Origin of the sequence: Streptomyces sp. NPDC051913, assembly GCF_044593635.1 — a bacterium.
Lineage (GTDB): Bacteria > Actinomycetota > Actinomycetes > Streptomycetales > Streptomycetaceae > Streptomyces.
The window spans coordinates 56623-74364 of the sequence record NZ_JBIUCI010000016.1; the positions used below are offsets into that span (position 1 = coordinate 56623).

A 17742-nucleotide genomic window follows, 5' to 3' on the forward strand; every position below is an offset into this window, starting at 1 on the left:
CCGCCCACGGTCCGATCCGGTCTCGGCACTTGGACCTAGGACGCCGCCCGGAGCAGCGGGTCGTGCGGGTGGCCGCTGATAAAATGGGGCCACGCTTCGACTTCGCCGGGGCCCGTGCCAAGGGGTACGGGCCTCCTATCGTTCCGGGGCGCCAGATCAGGAAGGTTCCCCCATGAACGCGCAGCCGTCGAGTCCTGGACCGACCGTGCCGCCCGGCCTGCCCCCGGCCGTCTCCTTCGACGCGCTCGGGCTGCCGCCGGAGCTGGCCCGGACCATGACCGACCTCGGCGTGACCGAGCCCTTCCCGATCCAGGCGGCCACCCTGCCCAACGCGCTGGCCGGCCGCGACGTGCTCGGCCGTGCCCGGACCGGATCCGGCAAGACGCTGGCCTTCGGCCTTGCGCTCCTCGTCCGGACCGCGGGCCTGCGCGCGGACGCCAAGCGGCCGCTCGCGCTGGTCCTGGTGCCGACCCGGGAGCTCGCCCAGCAGGTGAGCGAGGCGCTGACCCCGTACGCGCAGACCCTCAAGGTGCGGCTGGCGACCGTGGTGGGCGGGCTGTCGATCAACCGGCAGCAGGCGGCGCTGCGGGCCGGGGTCGACGTACTGATCGCGACACCGGGACGGCTGACCGACCTGGTGGAGCGCCGGGACTGCCATCTCGACCAGGTGCGGATCACGGTGCTGGACGAGGCCGACCAGATGTGCGACCTGGGGTTCCTGCCGCAGGTCACGGAGCTCCTCGACCGGGTCCGCCCCGACGGTCAGCGGCTGCTGTTCTCGGCCACGCTCGACCGCAACGTGGACCAGTTGGTGAGCGGCTATCTGCACGACCCGGTGCTCGCGTCGGTCGACCCCGCCGCGGGCTCGGTCACCACGATGGAACACCATGTGCTGAACATCCACGCCGCCGACAAGTACGCGACCGCGACCGAGATCGCCGCGCGGGACGGCCGGGTCCTGATGTTCCTGGACACCAAGGCCGCCGTGGACCAGTTCACCCGCCATCTGCGGGCCAGCGGCATCCGGGCCGGCGCCCTGCACAGCGGGAAGTCGCAGCCGCAGCGCACTCACACGCTGGGCCAGTTCAAGGACGGTGCGATCACCGTGCTGGTGGCCACCAACGTCGCCGCGCGGGGCATTCACATCGACACGCTCGACCTCGTCGTGAACGTCGATCCCCCGGCCGACGCCAAGGACTATCTGCACCGCGGCGGGCGCACGGCCCGCGCCGGGGAGTCCGGGACCGTGGTCACCCTGGTCACCCCCAACCAGCGACGCGACGTGAACCGGATGATGTCCGGGGCCGGGATCCGGCCGACGGTCACCCAGGTGCGCTCCGGCGAGGCGAAGCTGACCGCTCTCACCGGCGCGAAGCGCCCGCCGACCGGGACGAAGACCTCCACCGGCAACGTCCCCTTCCGCGGCCTCGGCGACCGTACGGGCCGCCCCGCGAAGGAGTCCCGCAAGGCCGCCGAGGCCCGCAAGGCGGCGGAGGCCCGGGCCGCGGCCCGGGTCCGCAGGGGCCGCTGACCCCGAGCGGCTCCGGAACACCGTTTTTGCCGGTCCGGCAACGAGTGTGGCGTGACCGGGGCACCAGGGGCGACGGTGGTCCGATGACCGACGACATCACCGCACCGACGCCCGTTCCCGCCACGTCCTCCTCGCCCGCCGACGCGTATGCCGGAGACCCGGCGGTGCGGGCGGAGTGGGACACCCGTTACGCCGACCGGCAGCAGTTGTGGAGCGGCGAGCCCAACGGCGCGCTGGTCGCCGAGGTCGCCGGTCTCGCCCCCGGCCGGGTGCTCGACGTGGGCTGCGGCGAGGGCGCCGACGCCGTCTGGCTCGCGCGCGCCGGCTGGGAGGTGACCGCGCTCGACGTCTCGGGCGTGGCGCTCAAGCGGGCGGCCGGGCACGCGCGGGACGCCGGCGTGACCGTGCGCTGGACGCACGCCGCGCTGACCGAGGCGGCGCTCCCGCCGGCCTCCTTCGACCTGGTCTCCGCGCAGTACCCGGCCTTGCAGCGCACCCCCGACGCCGCGGCCGAACGGGCGCTGCTCGATGCCGTGGCGCCCGGCGGAGTGCTGCTGCTGGTGCATCACGCGGGCATGGAGAGCCGGTCGGCGGACGACAGCGGCTTCGACCCGGCCGACTACGTCTGGCCCTCGATGGTCGCCGCGCTGCTGGACGAGGACTGGGAGGTGCAGGTCGACGAGGAGCGGCCCCGCGTGGCACCGGACGGCGGCGCGGGCGCGCACCACACCGACGACGTGGTGCTGCGGGCCCGCCGGCTGCGCTGACGGCGCTGGGCGCCGGCAGCGGCTGTCACGCACCGCCTGGCCTCGCGGAACCGCTCCGCGGCGCTGGTAGCCTCCGCCTCTACGACGACACGGGGGAGGCGAGCGTGGGCGCCGGGCTTCACGACGACGCGGGCGCGAGCGTGGGGGCAGAGCCGTCGGGCGCACCCCCGGCAGGGCCGTCGGGTGCACCGCGCCGTGCGCTCAGGGGGACGGGCTCCGGGATCCTCTTGGGCGGGTTGACCGCGACCGTGTCCGTCGCCGCGATCGGCAGGGCCTGGGCCGCGTGCGGCATCGGCGGCGGCGCGGCGGCCAACGGCATGACCTTGCTGGTCCTCGCGCCGCTCATCTGGATCGCCGCCGCCCTGCCGTGGATCGTCCTGCACAGCACCCTCGGAAGACGGCACAGCGGGGCTGCCTGGGCCACAGGGCTCCTCTTCGCCCTGTGCCTGACCTGGTTCCTCGTGACCTGGCTCGGTATGCCGGACTCCTACCCCGCCCCGCTGTGCCCGGACAACGTCCCGCCCTGGTGGCCCCGCTTCCTCCCCGCCTGACCGGGGCGGACGAGCCGGACACCGCTCCGCCTGGTCCCTAACGGGCGCCCTGGACATGGAAGTTGAAGTCGGTGTGGCCGAGCGTGCCCATCAGGCGCAGCCAGATCGGCAGCACCATCTCGGTGCCCCGGGCGGTCTCGATGCCGCCGAGGTCGATGACGCTGGACTCGGGCCAGCCGAAGGAGACCAGCAACTCGGTCACCTGCTTCTTGGCTCCGGTGTCCTCACCCGAGACGAAGACGTTGTGCGGGCCGGCGACACGGGCGGGCTCGACCATGACGGGGCAGCTCATGGTGTTGAGCGTCTTGACGACCTTCGCGTCGGGAAAGGCACGCTGGATCTGCTCGCCGAGGCTGTCGGTGTTGACCGGGTCGAGCGTGGGCGGCATACCGGCCGAGAAGTCCAGCGGGTTGGCGAGGTCGATGACCACCTTGCCCACGAGGTTCGTACGGCCCGCCGCGTCCAGCGCGTCCAGGGCCGCGCCTCCGGCGGTGGTGTTGACGACCGTCTCGCCGAAGGCGGCGGCCTCCGCGAAGGGCTTCAGCTGTACGTCCGTGTGGTCGGCGTGCCAGACGGCGAACGGCGGATTACCCATCCCGTCCGGCTCCGTGCGGGCCAGGGTGGACTGCGGATCACGGGTACCGATCGCCACCTCGTGGCCCAGCGAGGCCAGCTTGGTGGCGATCGTCCGGCCGACGATGCCGGTACCGAGAACTGCGTAACGCATGAGGATCTGATCCTTCCCGGACGGGCGACGGCATGCGCCCGGCTCCGGGAACGAAACTAGACCGACCCGTACCGTATTGCTATGCGGCCAGCGTCTTGTCCTTCGTCGCGCTCGCGGCCTCGGCGCCGTACCTCCGCAGCAGCGCGTCCGCCATGGCCAGGGCATCCTCCGCGGTACGGGCGCCGGTCAGTACGCACAGCGTGTACGTGGCGTCCTCGAGAGCGCGACCGCTGCGACCGGTGGCCAGCCGGTCGTGATCGATGCGCGCCTCGGCGAACCGTGCCAGCGCCGCACGCAGCTCTCTCTCCGCCGGAAGAATCATGACGAGTCCCCTCTCACACCGCCGCTCTGCACCCGGCGGCGCCGGGCAGAACCCCAAGTGCCCAGCCTCCGGGGATCTACGCATGGGGCCCGCGTGGACCGGGGAACATCCGGCCGAAGCGCGACGGTCGCGGAGCGGAGGTCTACGCCGGGACGAGGACGGTCAGCCACTGCGCCTCGCGCGCCCGGTAGCCGTAACGGTCCATCAGGCCGGAGACGATCGCCGGGACATGGCCGGCTCCGTAGACGACGGCCACCCGGATCGGCTCGTCGGCGCGCTCCGTGTGGATCTCGCCGAGCGCGGCGAGCAGGCGTTCGTCGCGGCGGCCGGTCATGGCGTGTTCCACGGGGTCGTCGGCGAGCATTTCCGCCCGCAGGGTCTGCGGCAGATCGTCGACGGCCATGTCCTCGTCGAGGAAGGCCCGGGGTCCGCGCAGCGCGAACACGAGGCCCAGCACGGGCGCCGCGACCAGGAGGAGCACGTACATCCAGCGCGGCAGTGTCCTGAGGTCCGCCATCGCCTCGGCCGCGGTCACGTCCGGGTTGATGACCGGTACGGACTCGGGGAGGAGCACGTCGTCACGCTGCTCCTGGAGGCCGTTGCGTCGGCGCCGCGGGGCGAACCGGTAGGCGAGCGTGAGGGCGCTCACGCCCGCCGAGCGGCCTGTGATGCCTTCAAGGACGATGAGGTCGCAGTCGCGGAGTCGGGTGCGGACCTGCGAGTAGAAGGTCGGCGAGGCGACGTGCACCATCGGGAAGATCACGAATTCCAGCGGGGTGTCTTTTCGCCGCATGGTGATCACGGCGGATCGGACGGCGTACCCGGTCACCTCGATGATCTGCATGATTCCCCCGCGCGCCGCAGCCGTTGCCCGTGCACCCGTACCCGGACACGAGTGCGACCCGCCGCTCGGTTCCCGGCGCGACCAGGGGTGTCTCAGAGGCCGTCCGCGAGGCGTTGGCGGTCCTTCTCGTCCCACGTCCTGGTGTCGCGGGGCCGGGTGTACGGCTCGGCGTCCGGCGGGAGCCCACCCGCCACGGCCCGCTGCCGAGCCGTCTCCGCGTCGAACTCCAGGCCCAGCAGGATCGCGAGGTTGCTGATCCACAGCCAGATCAGGAAGACGATGACGCCGGCCATGGTGCCGTAGGTCTTGTTGTACGAGGCGAAGCCGGCGACGTAGAGCGCGAAGCCGGCGGAGGCGACCAGCCAGATGAGCAGGGCCAGGACGCTGCCCGGCGTGATCCAACGGAACCCCATCACCCGGGCGTTGGGCGTGGCCCAGTACAGGATCGCGATCATGATCGTGACGAGGAGGACGAGGACCGGCCACTTGGCGATCGCCCACACCGTCAGCGCGGTGTCTCCCAGCCCGAGGGCGGTCCCGGCCTGGCGGGCCAGGGCGCCGGTGAAGACCACCATCAGCGCGCTGGCCACCGCCAGCACCATCAGCACGACGGTCACCCCGAGCCGTACCGGAAGCACCTTCCACACCGGGCGCCCCTCCGGCATGTCGTAGACGGCGTTGGCGGCGCGGATGAACCCGGCCACGTAGCCGGACGCCGACCACACCGCCAGCGCCAGTCCGACGATCGCCATGACCGAGCCGGTGCCCGACTGGTCCTGCAACTGCTGGACGGCCCGGGTGATGATGTCGCGGGCCGAGCCGGGGGTGAGCTGCCTGAGGTTGTCCAGGACGGTGTCGGTGGCCGACCTGCCCGCGATGCCCAGCAGCGACACGAGCACCAGCAGGGCCGGGAACAGCGACAGCACGCCGTAGTACGTCAGGGCGGCGGCGCGATCGGCGAGTTCGTCGTTCTTGAACTCACGCAGGCTGCCTCTGAGTACGGCCCGCCACGCCCTCGCGGGCAGCTTGGCCGGCGAGTCCGGCGCCCGCCGCTCCACCTCGGGGGACGGCCCGGTGTCGGGGACGGTGACGCCCCGGTCCGCCTCGTCACCGGGCGCGTCCCGCACCGACCGGGAGTGCCGCTCACCGTTTCCCTGCCCGACGTTCTGCCGCTCGCTCATGGCCGCCGGGTAACCGTCCAGGTCGAGCTCATGTGCGCACGGCCACCACCGCCCGACCTGTGGCCATGGATGTTCTCCGCCATGGCTATCCTCTGTCGATGTCCAATCAGTCAGTGACCGCGGGAGTCGCGCTCGCCGGTGTGATGGCGCACTGCGGCGGAAGCCCGGTCGATGCCGTGAAGATGCTGGTGGGGGCCGTCGCCTCGGCGCCCGCGGCGGCGGAGCCCTATGAGGTGCTCGCCGAGTTGTGGCGAGAGCGGCGTGCGGAGCTCACGGCGGGGCTCGCGGGCGACGGCTCCGTGAGCACGGTGCCGGCCCAGGCCTATTTCTTCTTTCTCGACGGCGAGATGGACGACGCGGTGATGACCCTCGGCTCGGTCACCGGGGTGCGGCCCGACGTGGCGTGGGGCTTCGCGCCCTGGTTCGGCGACGCCCGCCTGCTCGGTGGCGTGCGTGCCGAGGCGCTGGCCGAGGCCTGTCTGCGGACCTTGGACCACGGCCACGACCTGGACTCCGACGAGATGCGTGCCCGGTTCGCGCCCTGGTTCCGGGCCGTCGACGTCGTGTCCGCGCGCAGCCCCCTCCCGGAGTCGCTGGCCTCCATGGCCCGGCTGCCGCGAGCCTGCGGCCGTCCCGATCTGTCGTTCGCCCTGTGCGACCGCGCCGACACCGCCGGGCCCTCGATGTGGACCGAGGTCGCGCGAGCGGGCACCTGGCGTGCGACGGGCGACCTGGACCGGGCCGCGACCGCTTTCGAACGTGCCCTGGCCCTGGAACCCGACAACTGGTCGCTCCACTTGGACCTCGCCGACGTCCGCGCCGAACAAGGCGACTTCGCCGCGGCCGTGCACCGCACCGAACAGGGCCTGACACTCGCCCCCGGCGAGATCACCCTCCGCGCCGCGCACGCCGCCTACCGCACCCGCCTGTCCGGCTCGGCGAAGGATCTACGGGCCCTGATCCTCATGGCACCACGCCTCGCCAACACCAGCTATAGGGACCTGCTGTTCGACTACGCGTGCGCAGGAGAGGGACTACCCCGCGACCTGGTGGCCGACGCCCGCCGGTCCCTCAGGAGCTGAACACGAATCGCCTCGGGTCTGCCCGGCGCACGGCTGTCCTGCCGCTGCGTAACGGCGCCCTTGTCATGCGGGGATGAATTTCCGTTCCCGAGGACTCAACTCCCCCACAGCTCACACCAATTCGCTCATACATTCGTCGCCGCGCTGCCATATTCGACAACCACTTCGGAGGTGGTTGTGACCAAAGAGGCGGAGCGGATCACCGATCTGGCCCGTCGCCGCGAGCGGGCGCTGGCGGTGGAAGGGGCGCGCAGGCGTGGGCAGTTCGGGGCCCGGGAGCGGATCGAGCGGCTGGTGGACAAGGGGTCCTTCACCGAGACCGGGCTGTTCGTGCGGGCCCGGGCGGGCGGGGGCGAGGACCGGCGTCCGTACGGCGACGGGGTGGTCACCGGGTTCGGGACCGTCGACGGACGCCGGGTGTGCGTGTTCGCCCAGGACTCCGCCGTGTTCGGCGGCAGCATGGGCGAGGCGTTCGGCGAGAAGACCGTCGCCCTGATGGAGCTCGCCCTGCGGACGGGCTGCCCGGTCGTCGGGCTCAATGACGGGGGCGGGGCCCGTATCCAGGAAGGCGTCGCCTCCCTCGCCCTCTACGCCGAGCTGGTGCGCCGCAACGTCCAGGCCTCCGGGGTGATTCCGCAGATCTCGGTCGTGCTCGGCCCGTGCGCGGGCGGCGCCGCCTACTCGCCCGCGATCACCGACTTCACGGTCATGGTGGACGGCGCCTCGCACATGTTCGTCACCGGCCCCGAGGTCATCGAGGCCGTCACCGGCGAGCGCGCCACCGCCGAGGAGCTGGGCGGCGCCCGCACCAGCAACGCCGTGAACGGCAACGCGCACTTCCTCGCCGCCGACGAGGACGACGCCCTGGACGTCGTACGCGCTCTGCTCGCGTACCTTCCGGCCAACAACCTGGAGCCCCCACCGGCCTACGCGCCCGGCGCCGCCCCTTCCGGGGAGCTGCTCGACTCCGTGGTGCCGGATCGGCTCGGTCAGGCGTACGACATGCGGGCGATCCTGCGGGCGGTGGTCGACGACGGTGAACTGCTGGACGTGCAGGAGCTGTTCGCACCGAACATCGTCTGCGCCCTGGCGCGCGTCGAGGGCCGGTCGGTCGGTGTCGTCGCCAATCAGCCGCTGCACGCCGCCGGGGTCCTCGACATCGACGCCTCCGAGAAGGCGGCGCGGTTCGTACGGTTCTGCGACGCGTTCGGCATTCCGCTGCTCACGTTCGCCGACGTCCCCGGCTATCTGTCCGGCGTACGGCAGGAACGCGGCGGCATCATCCGGCGCGGCGCCAAGCTGCTGTACGCCTACGCCGAGGCCACCGTCCCCAAGGTCACGGTCGTGGTGCGCAAGGCGTACGGGGGCGGCTACGCGGTGATGGGGTCCAAGCACCTCGGCGCCGACATCAACCTCGCCTGGCCCAGCGCCCGGATCGCCGTCATGGGCGCCGAGGGGGCGGTGGGCCTCCTGCACCGGCGCGAGCTGGCCGCCGCCGACGATCCCGAGGCGTTGCGGGCCCGGCTGGTCGCCGCGTACGAGCGCACTCACGGCACGCCGTACCTCGCCGCCGAGCGCGGGTACGTCGACGCCGTCATCGCCCCGCGCGACACCCGCGACCACATCTGCCGCGCCCTCGCCGCCCTGCACGGCAAACGCGCGCCGCTGCCGCAGCGCCGGCACGGCAACATCCCGCTCTGAGCCGTCCAGTCAGGAGCCATTTCCGCCCCGCGACTTCAGGAGCCATGTCCCATGGACAGCCGCCACCCCCCGCTCTCCCCCGCGTGCCCGACCTTGCCCGAGTACGTGCGGCACTGGGCCGCGACCACCCCCGACCGGCGCGCGCTCACCTTCGTCGAGTACCCGGCGCCGCACTCCCGCGGGGTCCACCGGACCCTGACCTGGCGGCGCCTTGACCTGCGGGTGCGCGCGCTCGCCGCCCGCCTCGCCGAACAGGCCGAACCAGGGGCGCGCATCGCGCTGTTGTGTCCGCAGGGCATCGAGTACGTCACCGGGTTCCTGGCGGCGCTCACGGCCGGGCTGATCGCCGTACCGCTGTATCCGCCCGGCCTGCCCGGTCACGCGGACCGGCTCGCGGGAGTGCTCGCCGACGCGCGTCCCTCGGGCGTCGTGACCACGAGCCGGGTACGACGGGAGGTGGAGGAGCTCTGTGCGCGGAGCGCGGAGAGCCCGACGCGGATCGTCTGTGCCGACGAGGTGCCGGACGACGCCGCGGACGGCGCCCGGCGGCCGGTCGCACCGGATGCCGGGGCGATCGCCTACCTCCAGTACACCTCCGGTTCGACACGGGCTCCGGCCGGGGTGGAGATCACCCATGGCAACGTCGTCGCCAACGCCCGGCAGGCGCTGAGCGCCTACGGCGCCGACGCCCGTCCGGTGACCTGTGTGGGCTGGCTGCCGCTGTACCACGACATGGGGCTGGTGCTGAGCGTCGCCGCACCCGTGGTGCGCGGTGCGCTGTCGGTGCTGATGGACCCGGCCGCCTTCCTCAACGAACCCGCACGATGGCTGCGGCTGCTGGGCACGCATCCGCGGGCCCTGAGCGCGGCGCCCAACTTCGCGTACGACTACTGCGTAGGCGCCGTCACCGACGCGCAGAAGGCCGACCTGCGTCTCGACGGGGTCGCCGCGCTGATCAACGGAAGCGAGCCGGTCCGCCCGGGCACGGCCGACCGCTTCCACGCCGCCTTCGCCGACCAGGGTCTGCCGACCGGGGCGCACTGTCCCTCGTACGGGCTGGCCGAGGCCACCGTCTTCGTCAGCGCCGCCCGGCCGGGTGAGCCGCTCGGCCGGTTCGCCCTGGACCGGGACGCCCTCGCCGCCGGTAAGGCCCTGCCCGCGCGGCCCGACGATCCCAGGGCCGTGCTGCTGGCCGGCTGCGGCACCCCGGCGGGGCAGCGGGTGCGTATCGCCGACCCGGCCGGCCGTGTCGTACCGGCCGAGGGGGAGGTCGGGGAGATCTGGGTGCAGGGGCCCAACGTCGGGCGCGGCTACTGGGGTCGGCGGGAGGAGAGCGAGCGGGTCTTCGGGGCGGAGTTCGACGGCGGCCCGGACGCGCCGGGCGGGCGGTGGCTGCGCACCGGGGACCTGGGCGCGGTGCTGGACGGGCAGTTGATCGTCACCGGGCGGCTCAAGGACCTCGTCATCGTCGACGGGCGCAACCACTATCCGCAGGACCTGGAGGCCACGGCCCAGGACGCGCATCCGGCGGTGCGGCGCGACCGGCTCGCCGTGTTCGCCGTGCCGGCGGCCGTGGGTTCGGTGGGTGCCGCGGGTGAGCGGGTGGTCCTGGTCGCCGAGCACGTACGGACCGTGTCCCTGGCCGAGTTGGACGTGCCGGGCGTGGTGCGGGCCGTACGTGGGGCGGTGTCCGCGCGGCACGGGCTGCGGCTCGCGGACGTCGTGCTCGTACCGCCGGGTGCCGTCGCCCGTACGTCCAGCGGCAAGGTGTCGCGGGCGCTGACGCGGGCTCGGTATCTCGAAGGGGCCTACGAGAGGGCGGCCGACCCAGCGGCCGGACCAGCGGCCGGACCAGCGCCCGACCCGACGGTCGATCCCGCGTCGAGGGCCGCCGGATGAGGGGCCTCGACGCGGCGGCGCTGCGGCGGCTGATCGCCGAGCGGGTGGCGTCCTGGCTCGGTACGGCCGTGGCGGACGTTCCGCTGGACCGGCAGCTCGCGGAGCTCGGCATGTCGTCGCGGGACGCGATCGCCCTGACCGCGGAGCTGTCCCGCGTCACGGGCTGCGAACTGCCGCCGACCCTGCTGTGGGAGGCGCCGACCGTGCAGGCGCTGGTGGCGCGGTTGTGCGGCACGGCTCCGGGACCCGCGCCGTTGGTCATGGCGCCCGGTGCGCCGGGCGAGCCCGTCGCGGTCGTCGGCGTCGGCTGCCGGTTGCCGGGCGGGGTGCACGGGCCGGGTGACTACTGGCGACTGCTGTGCGAGGGCGTGGACGCGATCCGGCGCGTGCCCGAGGACCGCTGGCGGGACTTCACCGCCTTCCCGCCCGCCGACGCGCATCCCTACGGCGGCTATCTCGACGACATCGCCGGGTTCGACGCGGACTTCTTCCGCATCACTCCGCGCGAGGCGGCGGTGATGGACCCCCAGCAGCGGATCCTGCTGGAGGTCGTCCACGAGGCCCTCGATCACGCCGCCGTCCCTGCCGCGTCCCTGGCGGGCACGGCCACGGGTGTCTTCGTCGGGGTGTCCGCGCCGGAGTACGGGCAGTTGACCGGCGCGGACCCGGGCGCGGTGGATCCGTGGGCGCCGGCCGGCGCCGCGCTGAGCGTGACGGCGGGTCGGCTGGCGTACGTCCTGGACACCCGGGGGCCGTGTCTGGCGGTGGACACCGCCTGCTCGTCCTCGCTGGTCGCGGTGCACCACGCCTGCGTCAGTCTGCGGGCGGGCGAGAGCGACACGGCGATCGCCGCGGGCGTCAATCTGCTGCTGTCACCGGCCGTCACGGTCGCCTTCCGGCGGGCGGGCGCCCTCGCGCCCGACGGGCGGTGCAAACCGTTCTCCGCGGTGGCCGACGGCATCGGGCGCGGCGAGGGCTGCGCGGCCGTGGTGCTGAAACGGCTGTCGCACGCCGAGCGGGACGGCGACCGGGTGCTGGCGGTGATCCGTACGACGGCCGTCAACTCCGACGGCCGGTCGAACGGTCTCATGGCCCCCAACCCGGCAGCCCAGCGGGCCCTGTTGGAGACCGCTTACGCCCGCGCCGGGCTCACTCCGGCGCACGTGGACCACGTCGAGGCGCACGGCACCGGCACACCGCTCGGCGATCCGATCGAGGCGGGCGCGCTCGACGCGGTCCTCGGGTCCGGCCGCGACCCCGACCAGCCACTGCTGCTGGGCTCGGTCAAGGGCAACCTGGGCCATCTGGAGGCCGCGGCGGGGGTCGCCGGTCTGGTGAAGACCGTGCTCGCCCTGCACCACGATCTCATCCCGCCGTCCCTGCACAGCGAGGGCGGCGCCCTGCACGGCACCCGGCTGCGTCTGGTGAGCGAGCCCGAGCCCTGGCCCCGCTACGGCGGCACGGCCACCGCCGGCGTCTCCGGATTCGGGTTCGGCGGCACCAACGCGCATGTGGTGCTTGAGGAATGGCGTCCCCTCGGCCCGCCCCCTCCCCCGGACGGCGACGAGCCCGGCGCCCGTCTGCATCTCCTCTCCGACGCCGATCCCGAGCGCGTGCGCGACACCGCGGGCCGGCTCGCCGCCTGGCTGCGGACACCCGAGGGGTGCGCGGCGCACCCCGCCGACGTGGCGCGCACCCTCGCGGGCCGCACCGGCCGCGGTCCGGTCCGTGCGGCGGTCGTGGCCCGCGACCGCGACGAACTCGCCTCCGCCGTGGACGAGTTGGCGGAAGGTCGCCCGCACGAGCGGGTCATGACCGGCGACCGGGACCTGGTGGGGCCCGGCACGGTCTGGGTCTTCTCCGGTTACGGCACCCAGTGGTCCGGGATGGGGCGCCGACTGCTCGCCGAGGAACCCGCGTTCGCCGCCGCCGTCGAGAAGCTCGACCCGCAGCTCGCCGCGGAGTGCGGCGGCCTGTCCCTGTACGACCACCTCGCGTCCGGCACCGGCCTTGACCGGCTGGAGACGGCCCAACCCCTGTTGTTCGGGGTTCAGTTGGCGCTTGCCGAGCTGTGGCGGTCGTACGGTGTCGAACCCGCCGCCGTGATCGGCCACTCCATGGGCGAGGTGGCGGCCGGGGTGTGCGTCGGCGCCCTGGACGTGAGCGACGGGGCCCGGGTCATCGCCGTACGCGCCCGGCTGCTGAGCGGGCTGCGGGGTGGCGCGATGGCCGTCGTGGACCTCGACGACTCCGAACTCGACCGGCTGGAGCGGGACTTCCCGGGCGTGGAGGTCGCCGTCCACTCCTCACCACGGCAGAAGGTCGTGACGGGGGCGGAGGCCGCGGTGGAGCGCCTGGTGGACCGGCTGCGCCAGGAGGGCCGGGCCGCGCGCTCGATGCGGGTCGTGGGCGCCGGGCACTCCCCGCAGGTCGAACCGCTGCTGCCGGGGCTGACCGAGGCGCTGGCCGGGGTGCGGGGGCGCCGGGCGCGCGTCCCGGTCTACTCCACCGTCCTCGACGACCCGCGCGGCGTCAGCGCGTTCGACGCCACGCACTGGGCCGCGAACCTCCGCCGCCCGGTGCGCCTGGACCGGGCCCTCGGAGCGGCGGCGGCCGACGGGCACACCGCGTTCGTCGAGATCTCGCCGCATCCGGTGCTCACGGGCGCTGTCACCGACACCGTGCCCGGCGCGCTCGCGCTGGCCACGCTGCGCCGCGACGCGGACGGATCGGCCGCGTTCACCGGGCAGCTGGGCGCCCTGTACGCGGCGGGCCGGCGGCTGCCGCTGCCGGCCGGACGGGTCATCGACCTGCCGGGGCCGCGCTGGCGGCACGCACGGCACTGGTGGACGGACGGAAAGGCGGGGGCGGTACCTGGACGGCTCGACGTGGTCGAACACGACGCCGTCCCGCAGGCGACGCAGCACTCGCCCGTCGTGACCCGTCTGATCCACCACATCGCCGCCGTGTCCGGCCACTCCCCCACCCGTGTCGCCCCCACCACCACCGTCACGGACCTCGGTCTCGACTCCCTCATGGCGGTCCGTGTCCGTACGGCCGTCAAGCGTGAGTTCGGCGTCGAGCTGCCCCTGCGCGATCTCCTCGGTGCCGCCACGGTCGCCGAGGCGGCCGCCCGCGTCGAACAGGCGCTCCCCCGGTCGGCCGGTGGCGCGACCCCGCGTCCCTTGCGCGCCACCGGCTCCCGGCCGCCCCTGTTCCTCGTGCACGCGGCGGGCGGTCCGACCACCGTGTACAAGGCGCTCGCCGAAGCCCTCGACGCCGAGCAGCCGGTGTTCGGGCTCGACCGGATCGACGAGGCCCGCACGGTGACGGAGAAGGCACGCCGGTACGCCGAGGCGATCGACGCCGCCCGCCCGAACGGCCCGCTGCTGCTGGGAGGTTGGTCCTTCGGCGGCTTCGTCGCCCAGGAGACCGCCCGGCAACTGGCCGCCGCCGGACGAGACATACCGCTCGTGGTGCTCATCGACTCCGTGCGCCCCCTCCCCCGCCCCGGGCTGACGCCGGGCGAGCGGATCCGCGCCCACTTCGAGGGGTTCGCGGGGCATGTCGCCGAAACCTACGGTGTGCGCCTGGAGTTGCCGTACGACGACCTGGTCGCCATGGACGACGACAGGGACCGGATCGACACCGTGCTCCGGGCCGTACGGGAGTCCTTCGACGTGCCGCCCGCCGCGTTGGCGCACCAGCGGGATTCCTATCTCGACCTCAGGATCGGTGAGGCGCACCGGCCCGGCCGGTTCGGTGGCCCGGTGCTGCTCTACCGGGCCACCGAACCGGCGCCGCACACGGTGCGCGACCCCGCCTACGAACGCGACGACGAGACGCTGGGCTGGGACGAGGTGTGCCCGGAGCTGACGGTCGTCCAGGTGAAGGGCCATCACCTGGCGCTGCTCGACCCGCCCTGCGTCGACGAGATCGCCACCCATCTGGACCGGGCGCTCGCCGAGCGCGCCCCCGCCCGCTGAACCGGAGACCCGAGGAGCCGCCATGCCCGACCGCATCACCGGAGTGTCCCGGCGCACCGTCGCGAAGGCGGCGACCGCCGCCGGTCTGGCCGTTCTGTTCGGCACCGCGACCGGCAGCGGTCGCGCCCGGGCGGCGACCCAGGTGGGGCCGCGTACGTTCGACGTGTCCGTGCCCTCCGCCGCCCTGCGGCGCAGCGCGCCGGTGCGGCTGATCCTGCCGTCGGGTTTCGGCACGCGGCCGACACGGACGTATCCGGTCCTGTATCTCCTGCACGGCGCCCACGACGACTACACGTCCTGGACGCGGGAGACGGACATCGAGGCGTTCACCGAGGGCCGCGAGCTGATCGTGGCGATGCCGGACGCGGGGCCGACCGGCATTCCCAGCGTGTGGCGCGACGGCTCCGACTACGAGGCCTTCCAGGTGACGGAGGTCCCCGCGCTGCTCGCCCGGGACTACCGGGCCTCCGGTGTGCGGGCCGTGGCCGGTGTCTCGACCGGGGGGTACGGGGCGATGGCGCACGCGGCCCGGCATCCGGGCGCGTTCGCCGCCGCGGCCTCCTACAGCGGTGTCCTGGACACCACCGCGCCCGGGGTGCCCGCCATCGTGGACGCGATCGTGGCCCGGGAGAACCTCCCGGCCGCCTCCCTGTGGGGCAATCCGATCCTCAACCTGCTCGTCTGGCGGGACTTCAATCCCCGGGCCCGCGCGGACGGGCTGCGCGGCACCTCCCTGTACGTCTCCCAGGGCAGCGGTCTGCTCGGGGGCGGCGGCGATCCCCTGCCGGGTGTGCTGGAGAGCGCGCTGTGGCCGTCCGCGCACACCTTCACCGACGCGCTGGCGCGGCTCGCCATCCCGGTCGACAGCCACTTCTACTCGGGCGGAGGGCACAGCTGGGCCTACTGGCAAGGGGAGTTCACCGCGTCGTGGCCGATGCTCGCCCGTGCCCTGGGCGTGCCGGAGTGATGTCGGTGCCATGGGGGCACGGAACGGAACGGAGGGGACGCCCGTCCAACCCAGGACGTCCCCCTCGCCCCACGGGCAACACCGCGCGGGCCGGCCGACTCCGGGCGAAAGGAGTGTCCGCGATGGCGTTCCCCACCCCGCGCGACCCGACGAACGGTTCCGAGGCCACCCAGGTGCCGGCCGAGCTGGCCGAGCTGCTGCGCGCCCAACTCACCGCCGTCGCCGACCAGGTGGAGGAGGAGGTCCGCCGCCAGGTGCCCGAGTACGCCCAGCCGCCCGACGGGCCCTACGGCAGAAACCTGCGGGCCGGGGTGGTGCAGGCGCTCACCCTGTTCGTGGACCACATCGCCGATCCGCGCGATGACGGGGAGTCGATCGCCGCGACGTACTACGCCCTGGGACGTGGCGTGGCCCGGGAGGGCCGCAGCCTGGACGTGCTCCAGTCCGCCCTGCGCGTGGGCGGCATGCACGCCTGGCGCTGCATGGGCCGCACCGCGGAGACCCTCGGGCTGGACTCGACCGTCGTGGCCGCGCTGGGCGAGCTGGCGTTCCAGACGGTGCACGAGGTCGCCGAGGCAGCCGCCGCTGGCTACTCGGAAGGCCAGCTGCGCAGCACGGACGAGTTGGAGCGGCGCCGCCGACGGCTGCTCGAACTGCTGCTGGGTACGGGCCCGGTGGCCCCGGAGGCGGTGCGGAAGCTGGCACACGGCGCCCGGTGGACGGTGCCCCGGCACGTCGCCGTCGTGGTGCTCGCCGGCGCCCCCGACCAGCGCGAGGAGGACCGGCCGCTGGCCTCGTCGGGGGCGCTGGTGGACATGGAGTCCCGGCCGCCGCGCATGCTGGTGCCCGATCCCGACGGCTCCGGCCGGTGGGCGGGCCGCAGCTTCACCCTCGCGTTACGCGGACGCCCGGCGGCCATCGGTCCGACGGTGCCGCTCGGCGAGGCGGCGCAGTCGCTGCGGTGGGCCACCCGGGCGCTCGGGCTGATGGGGCGTGGCATCCTCCCGCGCCAGGACGTGGTGCGCTGCGCCGACCATCTGTCGACGCTGCTGCTCCACGCCGACGAGCCGCTGCTCGGCCAGTTGGGGGCCCGCGCCCTCGCCCCGCTGGAGACGGTGTCGACGGGGCAGCGCGCACGGCTCAGCGAGACGCTGCTGGCCTGGCTGCTCAGCGGCAGCAACGTCCCGGACGTCGCCGCCCGGCTGCACGTGCATCCGCAGACGGTCCGCTACCGCCTGCGCCAACTGGAGAAGCTGTTCGGCGACGCCCTGCACGATCCGGACGCCCGTCTGGAGATGATCCTGGCGCTGCGCGCGGAATCCACGCACCCGCGCCCGGACTGAATTCCAGCACTCATCCCGCAATAAAAAATCGCACCGCTTCCATAATCGTGTCCATAACACCCTTTCGAACATCACGAATACGTTGAGGAAGTCCCTTTCGCAGGCGCATCCCGCGCCCCCCATCGCGGAGGAATTCCATGCGTATCCGTGTATGCCTGGCCGCGCTCTCGCTGCTCGGCGGAGCCGGCGTCATCACCCTCACCGCGCCCGCGGCATCAGCCGCGGCCTGCACGGACATCGACGTCGTCGCGGCCCGCGGCACGTTCGAGCCGGGCACGCTCGGCTTCATCGTCGGCGACCCCGTGTATTCCGCACTCCAGAAGAAAATCACCGGAAAGACCCTCTCCAGCTACAAGGTGAACTATCCGGCGGACCTCTCCCTGACCTCGGCGGCACAGGGCAACGCGGATCTGGTGAATCACGTCAGGCAACAGGCCGCCGCCTGTCCCAACCAGCGTTTCGTCCTCGTCGGCTATTCGCAGGGCGCGAACGTCGTGGACAACTCCATCGGCATCAGCAGCGAGGGTGCGGTGGTCGGCAGTCCCATCGTCGCCACCCTGCCGACCGCGGTCGAGCCGAAGGTCGCGGCCGTGCTGCTGTTCGGCAACCCGATCCGGGCCCTCGGCAAGAGCGTCACCGGCGTCTACCAGAGCCGCACGATCGACTTCTGCGCCACGGGCGACCCTGTCTGCGAGAGCGGCGGGAGCGACGTCGGGGCACATCTGGGCTACACGGCGAACGCCGACGCGGCGGCCACGTTCGCCGCGGGCAGGGTCTGAGCCCGACGGAGCGAGAAGGGGCCCGGGAGGAGTTGCTCCTCCCGGGCCCCACGTATGTTTCG

General features: G+C 73.4%; 14 protein-coding genes. 10 read left to right on the top strand and 4 right to left on the bottom strand.

Translation table 11 applies throughout. The features are described from left to right. The first annotated feature begins 172 nt into the window (after positions 1 to 172). The 3 genes from ACIHIX_RS36665 (at position 173) to ACIHIX_RS36675 (ending at position 2849) form a co-directional block, all read left to right on the top strand. Positions 173 to 1531 carry a DEAD/DEAH box helicase gene (locus tag ACIHIX_RS36665; protein WP_399964026.1) on the top strand — a complete coding sequence of 453 codons (1359 nt, stop codon included), beginning with the start codon at positions 173 to 175 and terminating at the stop codon, positions 1529 to 1531. Between the two features lie 83 nt (positions 1532 to 1614). Then, complete coding sequence (locus ACIHIX_RS36670) at positions 1615 to 2298, top strand: class I SAM-dependent methyltransferase (protein WP_399964028.1); 684 nt, start codon at positions 1615 to 1617, stop codon at positions 2296 to 2298. A gap of 236 nt (positions 2299 to 2534) precedes the next feature. Further along, positions 2535 to 2849: a hypothetical protein gene (locus ACIHIX_RS36675; RefSeq protein WP_399964030.1), complete on the top strand. Its 315-nt coding sequence runs from the start codon at positions 2535 to 2537 to the stop codon at positions 2847 to 2849. A gap of 37 nt (positions 2850 to 2886) precedes the next feature. Here the strand turns inward: ACIHIX_RS36675 and ACIHIX_RS36680 are convergent, their stop codons facing one another. The 4 genes from ACIHIX_RS36680 to ACIHIX_RS36695 form a co-directional block, all read right to left on the bottom strand. Then, positions 2887 to 3576 carry an NADPH-dependent F420 reductase gene (locus tag ACIHIX_RS36680; protein WP_399964032.1) on the bottom strand — a complete coding sequence of 230 codons (690 nt, stop codon included), beginning with the start codon at positions 3574 to 3576 and terminating at the stop codon, positions 2887 to 2889. Positions 3577 to 3655: 79 nt separating this feature from the next. Next, entirely contained in the window at positions 3656 to 3898 is a 243-nt protein-coding gene (locus ACIHIX_RS36685; protein ID WP_399964034.1) for a DUF5133 domain-containing protein, read from the bottom strand. A gap of 142 nt (positions 3899 to 4040) precedes the next feature. Continuing rightward, entirely contained in the window at positions 4041 to 4742 is a 702-nt protein-coding gene (locus ACIHIX_RS36690) for a hypothetical protein (protein ID WP_399964036.1), read from the bottom strand. Positions 4743 to 4834: 92 nt separating this feature from the next. Continuing rightward, a complete protein-coding gene (locus tag ACIHIX_RS36695; protein ID WP_399964038.1) occupies positions 4835 to 5923 on the bottom strand; it encodes a YihY/virulence factor BrkB family protein in 1089 nt (362 codons plus the stop codon). Between the two features lie 98 nt (positions 5924 to 6021). Here ACIHIX_RS36695 and ACIHIX_RS36700 point away from each other — a divergent pair, with 98 nt between their 5' ends. From ACIHIX_RS36700 to ACIHIX_RS36730, 7 genes are all read left to right on the top strand, one after another. Then, positions 6022 to 7005 carry a tetratricopeptide repeat protein gene (locus ACIHIX_RS36700; RefSeq protein WP_399964040.1) on the top strand — a complete coding sequence of 328 codons (984 nt, stop codon included), beginning with the start codon at positions 6022 to 6024 and terminating at the stop codon, positions 7003 to 7005. Between the two features lie 177 nt (positions 7006 to 7182). Continuing rightward, complete coding sequence (locus ACIHIX_RS36705; protein WP_399964042.1) at positions 7183 to 8706, top strand: acyl-CoA carboxylase subunit beta; 1524 nt, start codon at positions 7183 to 7185, stop codon at positions 8704 to 8706. Positions 8707 to 8757: 51 nt separating this feature from the next. After that, entirely contained in the window at positions 8758 to 10605 is a 1848-nt protein-coding gene (locus tag ACIHIX_RS36710) for a fatty acyl-AMP ligase (protein ID WP_399964044.1), read from the top strand. Beyond that, a complete protein-coding gene (locus ACIHIX_RS36715; RefSeq protein WP_399964047.1) occupies positions 10602 to 14591 on the top strand; it encodes a beta-ketoacyl synthase N-terminal-like domain-containing protein in 3990 nt (1329 codons plus the stop codon). Before ACIHIX_RS36710 ends, ACIHIX_RS36715 begins: the two co-directional genes overlap by 4 nt. 22 nt (positions 14592 to 14613) lie before the next feature. Beyond that, on the top strand, positions 14614 to 15558 hold the full coding sequence (locus ACIHIX_RS36720) for an alpha/beta hydrolase (RefSeq protein ID WP_399964049.1): 945 nt from the start codon (positions 14614 to 14616) through the stop codon (positions 15556 to 15558). 122 nt (positions 15559 to 15680) lie between these two features. Further along, positions 15681 to 16901, top strand: coding sequence for a PucR family transcriptional regulator (locus ACIHIX_RS36725; protein WP_399964051.1), 1221 nt, complete (start codon positions 15681 to 15683; stop codon positions 16899 to 16901). A 137-nt stretch (positions 16902 to 17038) separates the two neighbouring features. Then, positions 17039 to 17680, top strand: coding sequence for a cutinase family protein (locus tag ACIHIX_RS36730; protein ID WP_399964053.1), 642 nt, complete (start codon positions 17039 to 17041; stop codon positions 17678 to 17680). Positions 17681 to 17742: the final 62 nt, after the last annotated feature.

What these genes read in the sequence shown, in the direction of transcription:
- ACIHIX_RS36685 (WP_399964034.1), bottom strand. Translation starts at nt 3,898, where the DNA reads ATGATTCTTCCGGCGGAGAGAGAGCTGCGTGCGGCGCTGGCACGGTTC.
- ACIHIX_RS36715 (WP_399964047.1), top strand. Translation starts at nt 10,602, where the DNA reads ATGAGGGGCCTCGACGCGGCGGCGCTGCGGCGGCTGATCGCCGAGCGG.
- ACIHIX_RS36725 (WP_399964051.1), top strand. Translation starts at nt 15,681, where the DNA reads ATGGCGTTCCCCACCCCGCGCGACCCGACGAACGGTTCCGAGGCCACC.
- ACIHIX_RS36730 (WP_399964053.1), top strand. Translation starts at nt 17,039, where the DNA reads ATGCGTATCCGTGTATGCCTGGCCGCGCTCTCGCTGCTCGGCGGAGCC.
- ACIHIX_RS36720 (WP_399964049.1), top strand. Translation starts at nt 14,614, where the DNA reads ATGCCCGACCGCATCACCGGAGTGTCCCGGCGCACCGTCGCGAAGGCG.
- ACIHIX_RS36710 (WP_399964044.1), top strand. Translation starts at nt 8,758, where the DNA reads ATGGACAGCCGCCACCCCCCGCTCTCCCCCGCGTGCCCGACCTTGCCC.
- ACIHIX_RS36665 (WP_399964026.1), top strand. Translation starts at nt 173, where the DNA reads ATGAACGCGCAGCCGTCGAGTCCTGGACCGACCGTGCCGCCCGGCCTG.
- ACIHIX_RS36700 (WP_399964040.1), top strand. Translation starts at nt 6,022, where the DNA reads ATGTCCAATCAGTCAGTGACCGCGGGAGTCGCGCTCGCCGGTGTGATG.
- ACIHIX_RS36690 (WP_399964036.1), bottom strand. Translation starts at nt 4,742, where the DNA reads ATGCAGATCATCGAGGTGACCGGGTACGCCGTCCGATCCGCCGTGATC.
- ACIHIX_RS36670 (WP_399964028.1), top strand. Translation starts at nt 1,615, where the DNA reads ATGACCGACGACATCACCGCACCGACGCCCGTTCCCGCCACGTCCTCC.
- ACIHIX_RS36680 (WP_399964032.1), bottom strand. Translation starts at nt 3,576, where the DNA reads ATGCGTTACGCAGTTCTCGGTACCGGCATCGTCGGCCGGACGATCGCC.
- ACIHIX_RS36695 (WP_399964038.1), bottom strand. Translation starts at nt 5,923, where the DNA reads ATGAGCGAGCGGCAGAACGTCGGGCAGGGAAACGGTGAGCGGCACTCC.